Here is a 13,649-nt window from a genome sequence, read left to right on the forward strand (position 1 = left end):
GCAGGGGGCCGCCGCCGCTCACGAGGGGGCAGCCCGTCATGGGGAACGGAGAAACACGGGTGCGGGGACTCGCCGCCCGGGCAGGCGGCTGGAGCGCCCGGCACCGATGGGCGGCCGTCGGAATCTGGGTGCTGTTCGTCGTCCTGGCGATGGGGCTCGGTTCGGCGGCGGGCCGGGTCGACGTCAAGGACAGCGACCAGCTGAAAGGCGAAACACACACCGCCGCCAAGATCGTCGAGGACGCCGGGATCGACGAGCCGGCCAGTGAGACGGTCCTGATCCAGGCGAAGGACGGCTCGCTCACGGCCACGGACAGCGAGTTCCGGGCCGCCGTCACCGCGGTCGTCCAGGCAGTCGAGGGCACCGGCAAGGTCACGGACGTGACGTCGCCGTACGACACACAGACGATCTCGAAGGACGGCCGCAGCGCGCTGGTGCAGTTCGACATGCGCGGCGAGGCGGACACCGCGGGCGAGCGCGTGGAGCCCGTGCTGAAGGCTGTCGAGGACGTCCAGAAGGACCACGAGTCGCTGCGGATCGAGGAGATCGGCGGCGCGAGCATGATGAAGACGTTCGACGACGCGTTCGGGGACGACTTCCAGAAGGCCGAGTACTCCGCGGTGCCGGTGGCCCTCGGCATTCTGCTCATCGCCTTCGGCGCGCTTGTGGCGGCGCTGCTGCCGGTGCTGCTGGCGATCACCGCGATCATGGCGACGATGGGCCTGATGGGCGTCGTCAGCCATGTGATGCCCATGAGCGAGACCGCGAACTCCGTGATGCTGCTGGTCGGTCTGGCCGTCGGTGTCGACTACTGCCTGTTCTACCTGCGCCGGGAGCGCGAGGAGCGGGAGGCCGGCCAGGACGCGCAGACCGCCCTCAGGGTCGCCGCCGCCACCAGTGGCCGGGCGATCATCGTCTCCGGTGTCACGGTGTGCGTGGCGATGGCCGGCATGCTGTTCACCGGGCTCGCCGAGTTCGAGGCGATGGGCCTGGCGTCGCTGATGGTCGTGGCGGTCGCCATGGTCGGGTCCGTCACCGTCCTGCCCGCCCTCCTTTCGCTGCTGGGCGGGCGGGTCGAGAAGGGCAAGGTCCCCTTCCTGCACCCGGAGAGCCGGCTCCGTCGCAAGCGGGGGCGCGGCAACCGTGAGAGCCGGTTCTGGACGGCCGTGCTCAAGGGTGTGCTCGCCCGGCCCGTCCTCTCGGTCGTCGTCGCGACCGGCGCACTGCTCGCCGTCGCGGCTCCCGCGGTCGGCATGAAGACGCAGAACCTCACGCTGGACCAGGAGTTCGGCGACTCCCTGCCCATCGTGGCGACGTACAACCGCGTCAACGAGGCTTTCCCGGGCGGTGCCGAGCCGGCCGAGGTGGTCGTCAAGGCCGACGACATCAACGCTGACGAGGTGACGTCCGCACTCGCCGACTTCCGTGAGCGGGCGGTCAGTTCGGGTGCCTCGCGCGGACCGGTGGAGATCAAGCTGCACGACGACATGAACGTCGCCTTCGTATACGTCCCGCTGGTCGGCGGCTCCGACCTCGACAAGGCGGGCGCGAGCCTGGAGAAGCTGCGCGACGAGGTACGGCCGGCCACGCTCGGCAAGGTCGACGGCGTCGAGGCGCCGATCACCGGCCAGGTCGCCGGCTCGCAGGACTTCAACGACCAACTGGGCGGAGCCGTCGTCCCGGTCTTCGCGTTCGTCGTGGTCTTCGCCTTCGTGCTGATGCTGCTGTCGTTCCGCTCGCTCACCGTCGCGATCACCTCGATCGTGCTGAACCTGCTGTCGGTGGGTGCGGCGTACGGCATCCTGGTCGCCGTCTTCCAGCACGGCTGGGGTGCCTCGCTGGTGGGCGCGGAGGGCGTCGGCGCCATCGTCAGCTGGCTGCCGCTGTTCCTGTTCGTGATCCTGTTCGGCCTGTCGATGGACTACCACGTGTTCGTGGTCTCGCGGATCCGCGAGGCGCGGCTGCGCGGCCGCAGCACGAAGGACGCGATCCAGCACGGAGTGGTCACCACGGCCGGGGTCGTCACCAGCGCCGCGGTCATCATGGTCGCCGTGTTCGCGATCTTCGGGACGCTGTCCATGCAGTCCATGAAGCAGATGGGCGTGGGCCTGGCGGCCGCGGTGCTGATCGACGCGACGATCATCCGCGGTGTGCTGCTGCCGGCGGTGATGGCGCTGCTCGGTGAGCGCAACTGGTACCTGCCGAAGTGGCTGCACCGGCTGCCGGACCTCACGCACGACGAGTCCACCGAGGCGGTGGCGCAACCGCAGCCGCCGGCGGTGGAGGGGGAGCGGATGGGGGTCTGACCCTGCCCCCTTGCACTGAGGGCCCGTTGGTTCCCCTGGGGAACCAACGGGCCCTCAGTTGTGCCTGTTATTTCCGGAGTTCGGCCTCGATGAGGTCGGCGGCCCGCTGCGTACCGCCCTCCTTCGCCATCTCCGCCTGGAGGTCCGTCAGCCGGCGGGCCACCTCCGGGTCGTCGACGAGCGCAAGGGCCGCCTCGCGCAGGGTTTCCGCGGTGGCCTGCTCCGCCGGGACGTGGCGGGCGACACCGAGCGCCTGCAGCATGTCCGCGTTGCCGAACTGGTCGACGGCCTGCGGTACGGCGATCATCGGAGTGGCCGTGGCCATGCCCTCCTGGCTGCCGCCCGCACCGGCGTGCGTGACGAACAGGTCGGCCTCCTTGAGGATCGCCAGCTGCGGGACCCAGGAGCGTACGTCGACATTCTCGGGTACGTCCCCCAGCTCGGCCGGGTCCACGTGCTTGCCGATCTGGAGCACCAGGTGCCAGCCCGGCAGCTCACCGAACGCCTTGATGCACTCCCGGTAGAAGTCGGGCTGCTTGGTGAAGGCCGACCCGAGCGAGACGAGCACGACCTTCTCGGCGTCGGCGGGCCGCTGCCAGTCGCCCTCCGCGCTGCGGTCGCCCTGGCAGGCGCCGACGAAGGTGTGCACGGACTCGTCGACCCGGTCGGCGTTGGGCTGCAGCGTCTTGGGGATCAGGACGAGGGAACGGGCCGGGCGGCCGGCGAACGGATCGGGATGCTGGGTGATCCCGTTCTCCTCCAGCCAGCTCTGGAAACGGGCGTAGTAGGCCCGGCCGCGCTCGGTCTTCTTCGGCTCCTCCCACATCGGCTCGGCGACCTCCTCCTCGTAGCCGTCCCAGGCGACCAGGTTCGGTGAAAGGGAGATCGCGGGCACGCCCCAGCGGTGGGCGAGGACCCGGGCCGGGTAGGAGGCGATGTCGTGCAGGACGAGGTCCGGCTCGTCGCCCTCGTACGCCTCGATCAGCTGCGGCAGTGCCTGGATGGCGTCGTCGAGGAAGGGCTCGACGTTGTCCAGCAGCGTGGTGCCCCACGCCTCCGGGTCGTCGTCGGGCGAGGGCAGCGTCGAGTTCCAGAGCTTCACCTCGGCACCGGTCTCGGCGACCTTCTCCGCGAACACCGGGGGGATCGCATACGTCACCCGATGCCCGCGCGCGACGAGCTCGCGGATCACCTCGAGGCTCGGGTTCACGTGGCCGTGGGCGGCGATGGAGAACATGGCGATATGGGTCATGGTCAGGACCATAGGCGAGACGATACGTCTCGTGCAACCTGGTTTCACGGGGCCAGCACCTCGTGCAGCCTCAGCCACGCCCCCGGCGGCACCTCGCCGACGAGGACCCCTGGGTCAAGGCGCGCCACGCGGTACGCCGCGTCGACCCGCCGCCCCGGGTGGGCCCGGCGCAGCGACGCGTGCAGCGAGCCGCCGACTCCGGAGAAGCCCAGCTCGACCAGGCGCCGCCAGCTGTCGTGGGTGCCGGCGTCGAGCAGTGGGGTGCGGCGCCGCTCGATCCGTACGATCCCGGCGTCCACGCGTGGCACGGGCCGGAAACTGTGCCGCCCGACCCGGCCGACCAGCCGCCACTCGTGCCACGGCCAGGTCAGGATCGTCAGCCGGGTCCAGCTTCCGTAGTCGCCGGTGCGTTTGCGGGCGTACTCGAGCTGGGTGAGGAGCGTGGCGTCGGTGAGAGCGGGTGCCCGCAGGCACCAGTCGACGATGGCGGCGGTGCGGGAGAAGGGGACGTTGCCTGCGACGGAGAAGGGAGTGCGCGGGGGACGTGCGGTGAGGAAGTCGTCGCCGATGATGCGGACGTGGGATGTGTCCGAGAAGCGGGCTCGCAGGGCGGGGACGAGTCGTGGGTCGATCTCGTACGCGTGCAGTTCGCGGCAGCGCGGCGCGAGCAGCTCGGTCAACGCGCCTTTTCCCGCGCCGACTTCGAGCAGCAGAGGGCTCTCTTTGCGGCGCGGGACGGCGAGTTGGGCGAGGCGCGCGGCGGCGGCGCGGTCGGTGAGGAAGTTCTGCGAGAGCGCGCGGGAAACGCGGGTGGGGCGGCCCATGGCCTGCGGTCCTTGTCTTCCGTGACGGGAAACGGGCAGACGAAGGCCCCGACCGGAAGACGAAGAAATGGAGGAGTCGCCAACGCGCGGGCGTCAGCGCGTGTTGCTCCCCGGGCCGGTCAGGGCACCGGAGCCGCGGCGCATCCGGATGGAGTACGTGCAGCCCCGGCCGTGACCGGAGATGAAGATCGCATGGGGTCCCACGTACGGCACGCTAGGCGGGCCGGGATGGGGCGGGCAACGGATTTTCCGCGGGACGGCCCCCACGCCGTCCGACCTGTGGGAATGCGACACTGGCGGGCGGTGGGGATCAGGACAGCCGGGGACACGGAGGCGGACGATGGACGAGGCACGGGCGCGGGACGTACTGGTCGCGGCGGGGGTACTGCCCGGTCCGGCGCCGGACGTGCGGCTGCTCGCCCTGGGCGAGAACGCGGTGTTCGCCGCCGGTGACCTGGTCGTCAAGGTGGGCCGTGCCGCGGAGCTTTTCGACCGGGCGCGGCGCGAACTGGACATCGCGGTGTGGCTGGCCGAGGCGGGCGTACCGGCGGTGCGGGCGGCCGAACCCGAGGCGCTGCTGGTGGAGGGGCACCCGGTGACCGTGTGGCACCGGCTGCCCGATCCGGTACGGCCCGCCGAGCCACAGGACCTGGCCGAACTGCTACGGGTCGTGCACGCCCTGCCCACGCCCTCCTTCGAGCTGCCGCCCCGCGAGCTGCTGGGCGGTGTGGAGCGCTGGCTGCGGCTGGCGGGCGACGCGATCGATCCGGCGGACGCGGCGTATCTGCGTGAGCGGCGGGACGGGTTCGCGGCGGCCGCGGGTGGGCTGCCGCCTCATCTGCCGCCGGGGCCCATTCACGGGGACGCGCTCCCCCGGAACGTCCATGTCGGACCCGACGGTCCTGCCCTGGTCGACCTGGAGACCTTCTCCGCCGATCTGCGTGAGCACGATCTGGTGGTCATGGTGCTTTCCCGTGACCGGTACGGGGTGCCTGCGGCGGCTTATGACTCGTTTGTCGAGGCATATGGCTGGGATGTGCGGGAGTGGGAGGGGTGTTCGGTGCTGCGTGGCGCACGAGAGACGGCCAGTTGTGCGTGGGTGGCTCAGCATGCGCCCAGCAATCCGAAGGCGTTGGTCGAGTTTCGGCGGCGGGTGGCTTCGTTGCGGGAGGGGGACGAGACGGTGCGGTGGTATTCGTTCTGAGCGGTCGGCTCAGCTGGGGTTGGCGAGTTGCTGGGCCCGGTCGGTCAGCTCGGTCTTCCTGATCTTTCCGGTCGCCGTCATCGGGAACTCGTGCACGACCTCCACCAGTGGCACCTTGTAGGGCGCCATGTTCTCGCTCGCCCAGGCGCGCAGGGCCGATGCATCCGTGGCGGTGCCCGGGCGAAGCCGGACGAACGCGACCGGGACCTGGCCCCTGGCGGTGTCATCGGCCGGGACCACGGCGGCCGTGTGCACGTCCGGGTGGCGGCCCAGGAGCATCTCGACCTCGGCCGGGAACACGCTCATGCCCTTGACCTTGATCATGTCCTTGTCGCGGCCGAGGTAGTGCAGGCAGCCGTCCTCGTCGATCCGGCCGTTGTCGCCGGTGTGCAACCAGCCGTCGCGCAACTGCTTCGCGGTCGCCTCGGGCTTGTTCCAGTAGCCGGTCATCACCGAGGGACTGCGGACGACGATCTCTCCGGCCTCGCCGATCTCCACCGGCTCACCGGTTTCGAAGGACACCACCGCGATATCCGTTCCGGGTACGGGCACGCCGCAGAAGACCGGCTCCGCCTTCAGGTCCCGGTCGTCCTCGACCATGCCGTAGGGCGTCGCGTCGAATGTGTGCGTCTCGGTCATCCCGTAGGCGGCCTCCCGCAGCAGCGAGTCGGCACCCACGGTCTGCGCCCACCGGTGCCGGATCTCGGGAGTGAGCTTGCGGATGAAGGACATGGCCATCGGGTCGGTGAGCGAGCTCAGGTCGAAGGACGAGAGATCGGGCTGGTCGAGGAGTTCCAGGTAGTTCTCCACCGTGCCGACCATCGTCGACACCCGGTGGGTGTGGATGGCGCGGAGCACCTTCGCCGGGTCCCAGCGTGCCATGAGCACCGAAGTGCCGCCGAGGACCAGGGGGTTGAGAATCCCGAGGTTCTCGCCGGCGATCCAGAAGACCGGGATGTAGCAGAGCCCGACGTATCCGCTGTCGGCATTCCTCCGGGTGGCCCCCGCGCTGCTGGCGGCGGTGTAGATCATGTGCCGCTGGGTGTGCATGCAGCCCTTCGGCAGCCCGGTCGTACCGCCGGTGTAGTTGAGCGCGGCCAGGGCGTCGAGGTCGGTCGGCGGTCCGTCGACGGGGTCGTGTGCCACGGCCTGCGCCCAGCGGTGCACCGAAGCCCCCTCGGGGACCGCGGGTCGGGACTGCCCGGGTGCGCCGGACATCTCGGTGGGCGAGGTGACGAGGACCTCCCGAACCGCGGTCTGCCGGCGGACCGATTCGAGCAGCGGCAGTAGCGTGTCGAAGGTGACCACGACCTCGGCGCCGCTGTCGTCCAGCTCGTAGGCGAGCTCGGTGCTCCGGAACATCGGGTTCACCGGCACGTGCACCGCGCCGAGGCGCAAGATGGCGAGCATGACGACGATGAACTGCGGGCTGTTGGACAGGTGGACGGCGACGCGATCGCCGGCCGTCACGCCCACCGAGTCGAGCCACCCGGCGACCCGCCGAATCAGGTCGTCGAGTTCGCGGTAGGTGACGGTGCGCTCCTCGAAGACGATCGCCGGGCGGTCCGGACAGCGCACTGCCCAGTGCGCGACATGCTCGGGCAGGGAGATCTCGCCGAGCGGGTAGACGACCTCGGACGGCGTGCCGTGCGGGCGGACCCTGACCTGACGGGCTCGCAGATCTTCCAGGTGTTCCTCGATTTTCATGCCTGCTCCTCCTTGAGCGAGAACATCGAGCAGTCGGTCGGCGGACCGTCACCAGGTGTCGACGAACGACCTCCGGCGGCCGTCGAACGGTCGGGCGGCGTACGGTGTGAAGGCGTTGGTGATCCAGCGGCGGGTCTCAGCCGGGTCGATGACATCGTCGAGCTCGAAGACGGTCGCGGCGTTGACCGCCTTTCCCTTGGCGTACTGCTCCGCGAGCAGTTCGTCGAAGGCCTGCTGCCGGGCTTCCGAGTCGCCGATGGCGTCGAGCTCGCGCCGGTAGCCGAGCCGGACCGCACCCTCCAGGCCCATGCCCCCGATCTCGCCGGTGGGCCAGGCGACCATGGCCACCGGGTTGCGGAAGCTGCCCCCGGCCATCGCCTGGGCGCCCAGGCCGTAGCCCTTGCGCAGCACCACCGAGAACACGGGGACGCTCAGGTTGGCCCCGGCGACGAAGAGCCGACTGAAGTGGCGGACGGTCGCCGTCGTCTCCGCATCGGGCCCCACCATGAAGCCGGGCGTGTCGCACAACGACACGACGGGCAGGCCATGTGCGTCGCACAGCTGGAGGAAGCGGGCCATCTTGTCGGCCGCCGGGCTGTCGATGGCGCCGCCGAGGTGTCCGGGGTTGTTGGCCACCAGGCCCATCGGCCGGCCCTCGATGCGGACCAGGGCGGTGATGACGCCGATGCCGAACTCGGTGCGCAGCTCCAGCACAGAGCCGGTGTCGGCGAGCAGATCGATCGCCTCGCGCACGTCGTACACCCGTACCCGGTTCTCCGGGATCACGTGGCGCAACCTGCGCTGGTCCGCGCAGTCCCACGCGTCCACGACGCCCTGGAAGTACGAGAGGTACTTCTTGGCGACCGCCACGGCCTCCTGCTCGTCCTCGACGAGGATGTCGACGACACCGTTGGGCACCTGAACCGACATCGGGCCGACCTCCTCGGGGAGGAACTGCCCGAGGCCGCCGCCCTCGATCATCGCCGGACCGCCCATGCCGAGCGTCGTGTCGCTGGTGGCGATGATGACGTCGCAGCATCCGAGCAGCGCCGCGTTGCCGGCGAAACAACGTCCGGATGCGATGCCGACCGTCGGTACCAGCCCGCTCAGACGCCCCATGGTGGAGAACGTCAGGACGTCCAGCCCGGACGCGGAGGTGGTGTCGGTGTCTCCGGGGCGGCCACCGCCGCCTTCGGCGAAGAGCACGACCGGCAACCGGCGCTTCTCGGCGAGTTCGAGCATCCGGTCGGTCTTCTTGTGGTTCAACTTCCCCTGTGTGCCGGCGAGAACGGTGTAGTCGTAGGACATCACCACGCACTGGCTGCGGTCGGCGCCGAACTGCTCGCCGTTGACCCGGCCGATGCCCGCGACCAGACCGTCGGCCGGCGTGTGGGCGATCAGGTCGTCCAGCGACCGGCGCTGCCGCTGAGCGGCAATCACAAGGGCGCCGTATTCGGTGAAGCCGTCCGGGCCGCAGAGATCGGCGAGGTTCTCGCGTGCGGTGCGGTGCCCGGTGCGCCGACGTCGCTCCACGGCCTGCGGCCGGGCCTCGTCGAGGCCGATCCGGTGACGTTCGATCACCTCTGAGAGGTCCGGCCGGATCTCCTCCAGGTCCACCTCGGCGGCCTCTTCGCCGACCTCGTCCGCGACATCGGCCGGCGTGAGCACCACCAGCTCAAGCCCCGCGGAGACGACGTCGCCGACGGCGACCCGGACGTCGCGGACCCGGCCGCTCGAAGGGGCGGTCAGGACGTGCTCCATCTTCATCGCCTCGAGGACGAGGAGCGGAGCACCGGCACGCACCTCGTCACCGGCTCGGACCTCGACGGCCACGACGCTGCCGGGGAACGAGGCGGCAAGGACGGCGCCGTCCCCGGTGGCATCGGGGGCAGCACCGGCTTCCCCGGCGTCCGCCGGGACGAGCTCGTCGAGGTGGTCATCGACGAACGTGGTCGTCATCGCCGCGTCGCGGAAGACCGGGTGCTGGAGCACGGACCGGAGCAGCGGGACATTGGTCGCCGCACCGGTGACAGCGAACTCCAGCAGGGCGTTGTCCGCTCGCGCAGCAGCGTCGGCGAAGTCCCCGCGGACCGTACGGGTGACCACCTTGGCGAGCAGCGAGTCGAACGCCCCGCTCACCCTGAGGCCGGTGCGGCCGTGGGTGTCGACGCGGACGCCGGGTCCGCCGGGCGGTTCGAAGACGGCCAGGGTGCCTGCGGAGGCTCGCGCCGAACCGTCCCGGGCGATCTCCTCCAGGTTGACCCGGCTCTGGATGGCGAAGCCGCGGGGAGCCTGGATGTCGTCCTGCAGCAGTCCCTGGTCCGCCAGGGTCCTGCCCACAGCCACCTGCAGCTGTGCGACCACGAGGTCGACGCCGGTGAGCTCTTCGGTGATGGTGTGCTCGACCTGGAGCCGGGGGTTGGTCTCGATGAAGTAGTAGGTCTCCGGTGAGTCGGCGTCGACCAGGAACTCGAAGGTGCCGAGCCCGCGGTAGCGCGTCGCCGAGGCCATCGTGACCGCCGACTTGATCAGCGCATCCCGCGTCCCGGCGGGCAGCCAGGGACTGGGGGCGATCTCGATCAGCTTCTGGTGACGCCGCTGGACGGTGCACTCCCGCTCCCACAGATGGGTCACCGCTCCCGTGCCGTCCCCGATGACCTGGATCTCGATGTGCTTCGCGCGGGGCAGCAGCTGCTCGACGTACACCTCGCCGTTGCCGAAGGCTCGCTCCGCCTCGGACCGGCAGCGCTCGTAGGCCCAGGGCAGCTCGTCCGCGTCGAACACCGCGCGCATTCCGCGTCCGCCGCCGCCCGCGAGCGCCTTGACCATGACACCGGCACCGGGGCCGAGGCCCGTAGTGAAGGCCTTTGCCTCTTCGAGGCTCGCTCCGCCAGGGGTCGCCGCGAGCACCGGTACGGCGTGCTGGGCAGCGAGTTCACGCGAGCGCGCCTTGTCGCCGAACAGACCGAGCAGTTCGGGGGAGGGGCCCACGAAGGTCAGGCCGGCCTCGGCGCAGACCTGGGCGAACTCCGCGTTCTCGCTCAGGAATCCGTAACCGGGATGGACCAGCTCGCACCCCGCGCGCCGGGCGATCTCCACGATCCGGCCCGCGTCGAGGTACGCCGCAACACCTTCCCCGGCCAGCAGATGGGCCTCGTCCGCCAGGCGGGCGTGCAGCGCGTCACGGTCCTCGCGGGAGAAGACGGCGACGGTCCGCAGGCCGAGTGTGGCGGCGGCCCGGTGGATCCGGACGGCGATCTCACCCCGATTGGCGATCAGAACACTGCTCAAGGAATTCATCCCTTCTCGGGGCGGTCCGCGCGCAGCGAGTATGTGTTGACATTGACGTCAACGTCAATAGGGTGGACGCATGGCGACTGCGAAGAAGGCGTGGAACACCCGGGAGAAGCTCGACCGCGAGGACAGCGCCACCCGCGCCCAGCTGCTGCGGGCGGCGCGATCGGTCTTCGAGCAGCGCGGCTACGCACGCACCGCGATCGCCGACATCACGGCCGCGGCCGAGGTCAGCCGTGCCACGTTCTACGTCTACTTCGCGTCGAAGGAGGCCGTCTTCGGCGTGCTGGCCGGCGAGGTGCGGGACCGGTTCCTCGCGGCGCAGGAGCTGGACGGTCTCGATGCCGAGGATCCCTACGCCGTAGCCGAGGCGACGATCGCGGCCTACCTCGACGCGTACGTCGAGAACCTCGCCTTCCTCACCGTCCTCGAGCACCAGGCGATCACCGATCCGGCGATGTACGCCCTCCGGGAGGAGATCCATACCCGCCCGCGAGGGCGCGGTGCGCGCTACATCGCGCACTTGGCGCAGCGGGGCATGGCGGACCCGGTGGCACCGCCGGAGGCCGTGGCCACCGCGGCCGGAGGCATGGTCGCGGTCTTCGCCCCGGGCGTTGCGAAGGAACCGAGTACCCGGGCCGAGGCGGTTGCGCATCTCACCGCGATGTACCTGCGTCTGCTCGGAGTCCCCCTCGGTTCTTCTGCAGTGTGATTGCACGGACGCCGAATGGGCCGAGGTTTGTGTGTCGCTGTCTGCACGGTGACCCACGGCTCGTCGGCCACGTCGCGCGGAGTGACGCGGCGCTTGGCGGCCAGAGGGTGGTCGGAGGGCATGGCCACGTCCAGCGGCTCGCGCAGCAGCGTCGTCGTGGCCACCGTGTCCGGCCATGGCGGGGCATGGTCGAGGCGGTGGGCGACCAAGGCACGCCCCGCATCGAGCGCATCGCGGCGCCTGCCCCGGTGTGACGGCAGGATCTCGCTCCGGGGCTCAGACCGTCTCGCCCGTCACCGGCTCCCCCGCCGGCTCCCTCAGTGGCCATGTCCCGTCGATCACCGCGGTCGCGTCGCCCTTGCGGCGCAGGAAGCTCTGGAAGTCCGCCGCCCACTCGGCGTACCACTCGATCTGGCGGCGGTGCAGTTCCGCCGGGCCGAGGGCCGCGATCTTGGGGTGGCGGGTGGCTATCGCGCAGGCCAGCCGGGCCGCGGCGAGGGCGTCGGCACAGGCGTCGTGCGCGGAGTCGAGTGTGATGCCGTACTCCCGGCAGACCGCTTCGAGGTTGCGCTTGCCGCGGCGGTAGCGGTCGACCCAGCGGTCGATGGTGTACGGGTCGATGACCGGAGCGGGGTCCAGGCCGCCCAGGCGCTCGCGCAGGGACGGCAGCGCGTACCGCCGCAGCTCGGCGGAGAGCAGGCTCAGGTCGAAGGCCGCGTTGTAGGCGACGACCGGCACGCCCGTCTTCCAGTACGCCACGAGGACGTCCGCGATGGCGTCCGCCACCTGGTCGGCGGGGCGGCCATCGGCGGCCGCGCGCTCGTTGCTGATCCCGTGGACCGCCACCGCGTCCGCCGGGATCTCCACGCCGGGATCCGCCAGCCATTCCTTGTGCCCTGTGGGCTGCCCGTCCCTGACCTCGATCACGGCCCCCGTGACGATGCGCGCCTCGCGCGGATCCGTCCCGGTCGTCTCCAGGTCGAAGCCGATCAGCAGCTCCCGGTGCCAGCCCATGGGCGGCCCCCCTTCTTGGTGGTGCGTTCCCCCAGTGGTCTCCACCTTCCCATGCGCCACTGACAATCAGAGGACTGCATTCCGCTTCCGCAGTGGGACGGGTCAGGACACGGGCCGCGAATCCGCCCACATGAGTTCGAACTCCTCGCGGTACGTCGGGAAAAGCCCACCTTCGTCGATCTCGTCCGACTTGACCACCCTGCTGCCGTTGCGCAGCACCAGGACCGGCGCCTCCAGCCCCCGCGTCCGCCGCAGATAGGACTGCACGACCGCGATGCCGTCGGAACCGTCGCCGTCCACGAGGTACGCCGTGAAGCGGGGCGTCTCGTCGAAGACCTGGATCTCGAAGGCACCCGGGTCACGCAGCCGGGACCGCACCCGGCGCATGTGCAGGATGTTCATCTCGATCGCGCGGCTCAGCTCACCCCGCTTGATGCCGAGTTCACGCTCGCGCCGCTTCACCGCGCTGGAGGCCGGGTTGAGGAACAGCAGCCGCACCCGGCATCCGGCCTCCGCGAGGCGCATGAGCCGCCGGCCGGAGAAGTTCTGCACGAGCAGGTTGAGGCCGATCCCGATGGCGTCGAGCCGGCGCGCCCCGCCGAAGATGTCCTCGGCCGGGAACCGGCGCAGCAGCCGCACCCGGTCGGAGTGCACGGCGACCACGTCCGCGTACCGGTCGCCGACCAGGTCCTCGACCGCGTCGACCGGCAGCCTGCGCGCCGACGGCACGTCGCCGCCCGTGCCGAGGATCTCGAGGAGGCGCGCCGAGGCCCGCTCGGCCTGGTTCAGCACCGCCTCGGACAGGGCGCGGTTGCGCGAGACGACGTTCCGGGTGACCTCCAGCTCGTCCATGGCCAGCTCGACGTCCCGGCGCTCGTCGATGTACGGCTCGAAGCACGGCCAGTGCTGCACCATCAGCTCGCGCAGCTGCGGCAGCGTGAGGAAGCTGAGGACGTTGTCGTCGGCCGGGTCGAGCAAGTAGCCCTTGCGGCGACTGACTTCGCGCACGGCGACCGCGCGCTGCACCCACTCCTGCCCGGCCGGCCCGGCCGCGGCGACCACCCAGTCGTCGCCGTGGACGGGTTCGTAGATGGGGCGCAGCACCGCGGCCACGACCGCGCGCAGCCGCTGTTCGACGAGGTTCAGCCAGATGTAGGCGCGGCCGGCCCGCTGAGCGCGCGTACGCACCTCGCGCCAGGCGTCGGCGTCCCAGTCCAGTTCGGGGCCGATGGAGTGGGTCTCCATCGGCCGGGCCAGGGACACCGTGCCGGGCGGGACGTCTGCGGAGTTCCCCTCGTGACCCTCGTCACCAGGGGGCAGCTCCAGCCCTCCCGAG

Annotated in this window: 8 protein-coding genes and 2 pseudogenes; 3 read left to right on the plus strand and 7 right to left on the minus strand. The window is 70.7% G+C overall.

Going from position 1 to position 13,649, the window contains the following annotated elements; translation table 11 throughout:
- The first annotated feature begins 38 nt into the window (after positions 1-38).
- Positions 39-2,306 carry an MMPL family transporter gene (locus StrepF001_RS32605; protein WP_129801780.1) on the plus strand — a complete coding sequence of 756 codons (2,268 nt, stop codon included), beginning with the start codon at positions 39-41 and terminating at the stop codon, positions 2,304-2,306.
- A gap of 67 nt (positions 2,307-2,373) precedes the next feature.
- Here the strand turns inward: StrepF001_RS32605 and StrepF001_RS32610 are convergent.
- Together StrepF001_RS32610 and erm are read right to left on the minus strand one after the other, a co-directional pair.
- A pseudogene (locus tag StrepF001_RS32610) lies at positions 2,374-3,595 on the minus strand (glycosyltransferase).
- Between the two features lie 7 nt (positions 3,596-3,602).
- The gene (erm, locus tag StrepF001_RS32615) at positions 3,603-4,382 is read right to left on the minus strand and encodes an ErmE/ErmH/ErmO/ErmR family 23S rRNA (adenine(2058)-N(6))-methyltransferase (protein ID WP_129801781.1); all 780 of its coding nucleotides are present in this window, start codon (positions 4,380-4,382) and stop codon (positions 3,603-3,605) included.
- A gap of 340 nt (positions 4,383-4,722) precedes the next feature.
- On the opposite strand from erm, the gene StrepF001_RS32620 reads away from it, so the two are divergent.
- Positions 4,723-5,586: an aminoglycoside phosphotransferase family protein gene (locus StrepF001_RS32620; protein ID WP_129801782.1), complete on the plus strand. Its 864-nt coding sequence runs from the start codon at positions 4,723-4,725 to the stop codon at positions 5,584-5,586.
- A gap of 9 nt (positions 5,587-5,595) precedes the next feature.
- Here StrepF001_RS32620 and StrepF001_RS32625 read toward each other — a convergent pair whose 3' ends face one another.
- Positions 5,596-7,293, minus strand: a complete 1,698-nt coding sequence (locus StrepF001_RS32625) for an AMP-binding protein (RefSeq protein ID WP_129801783.1) — start codon at positions 7,291-7,293, stop codon at positions 5,596-5,598.
- Between the two features lie 48 nt (positions 7,294-7,341).
- Positions 7,342-10,593, minus strand: a complete 3,252-nt coding sequence (locus StrepF001_RS32630) for a carboxyl transferase domain-containing protein (protein ID WP_129801784.1) — start codon at positions 10,591-10,593, stop codon at positions 7,342-7,344.
- A gap of 70 nt (positions 10,594-10,663) precedes the next feature.
- Between StrepF001_RS32630 and StrepF001_RS32635 the strand changes: the two genes are divergently transcribed.
- Positions 10,664-11,299, plus strand: coding sequence for a TetR/AcrR family transcriptional regulator (locus tag StrepF001_RS32635; RefSeq protein ID WP_129801785.1), 636 nt, complete (start codon positions 10,664-10,666; stop codon positions 11,297-11,299).
- A 32-nt stretch (positions 11,300-11,331) separates the two neighbouring features.
- Here StrepF001_RS32635 and StrepF001_RS48590 read toward each other — a convergent pair.
- From StrepF001_RS48590 to StrepF001_RS32650, 3 genes and pseudogenes are all read right to left on the minus strand, one after another.
- Positions 11,332-11,508: pseudogene (locus StrepF001_RS48590) on the minus strand (LysR substrate-binding domain-containing protein); the annotation flags it as partial.
- A gap of 67 nt (positions 11,509-11,575) precedes the next feature.
- Positions 11,576-12,313, minus strand: a complete 738-nt coding sequence (locus StrepF001_RS32645; protein ID WP_129801786.1) for a 3'-5' exonuclease — start codon at positions 12,311-12,313, stop codon at positions 11,576-11,578.
- A gap of 102 nt (positions 12,314-12,415) precedes the next feature.
- Positions 12,416-13,649, minus strand: a 1,234-nt coding sequence (locus tag StrepF001_RS32650) for an SAV2148 family HEPN domain-containing protein (protein WP_129801822.1), incomplete at its 5' end; no start/stop codon positions are given.

It is taken from the genome of Streptomyces sp. F001, assembly GCF_004187715.1.
GTDB lineage: Bacteria > Actinomycetota > Actinomycetes > Streptomycetales > Streptomycetaceae > Streptomyces > Streptomyces flavusporus.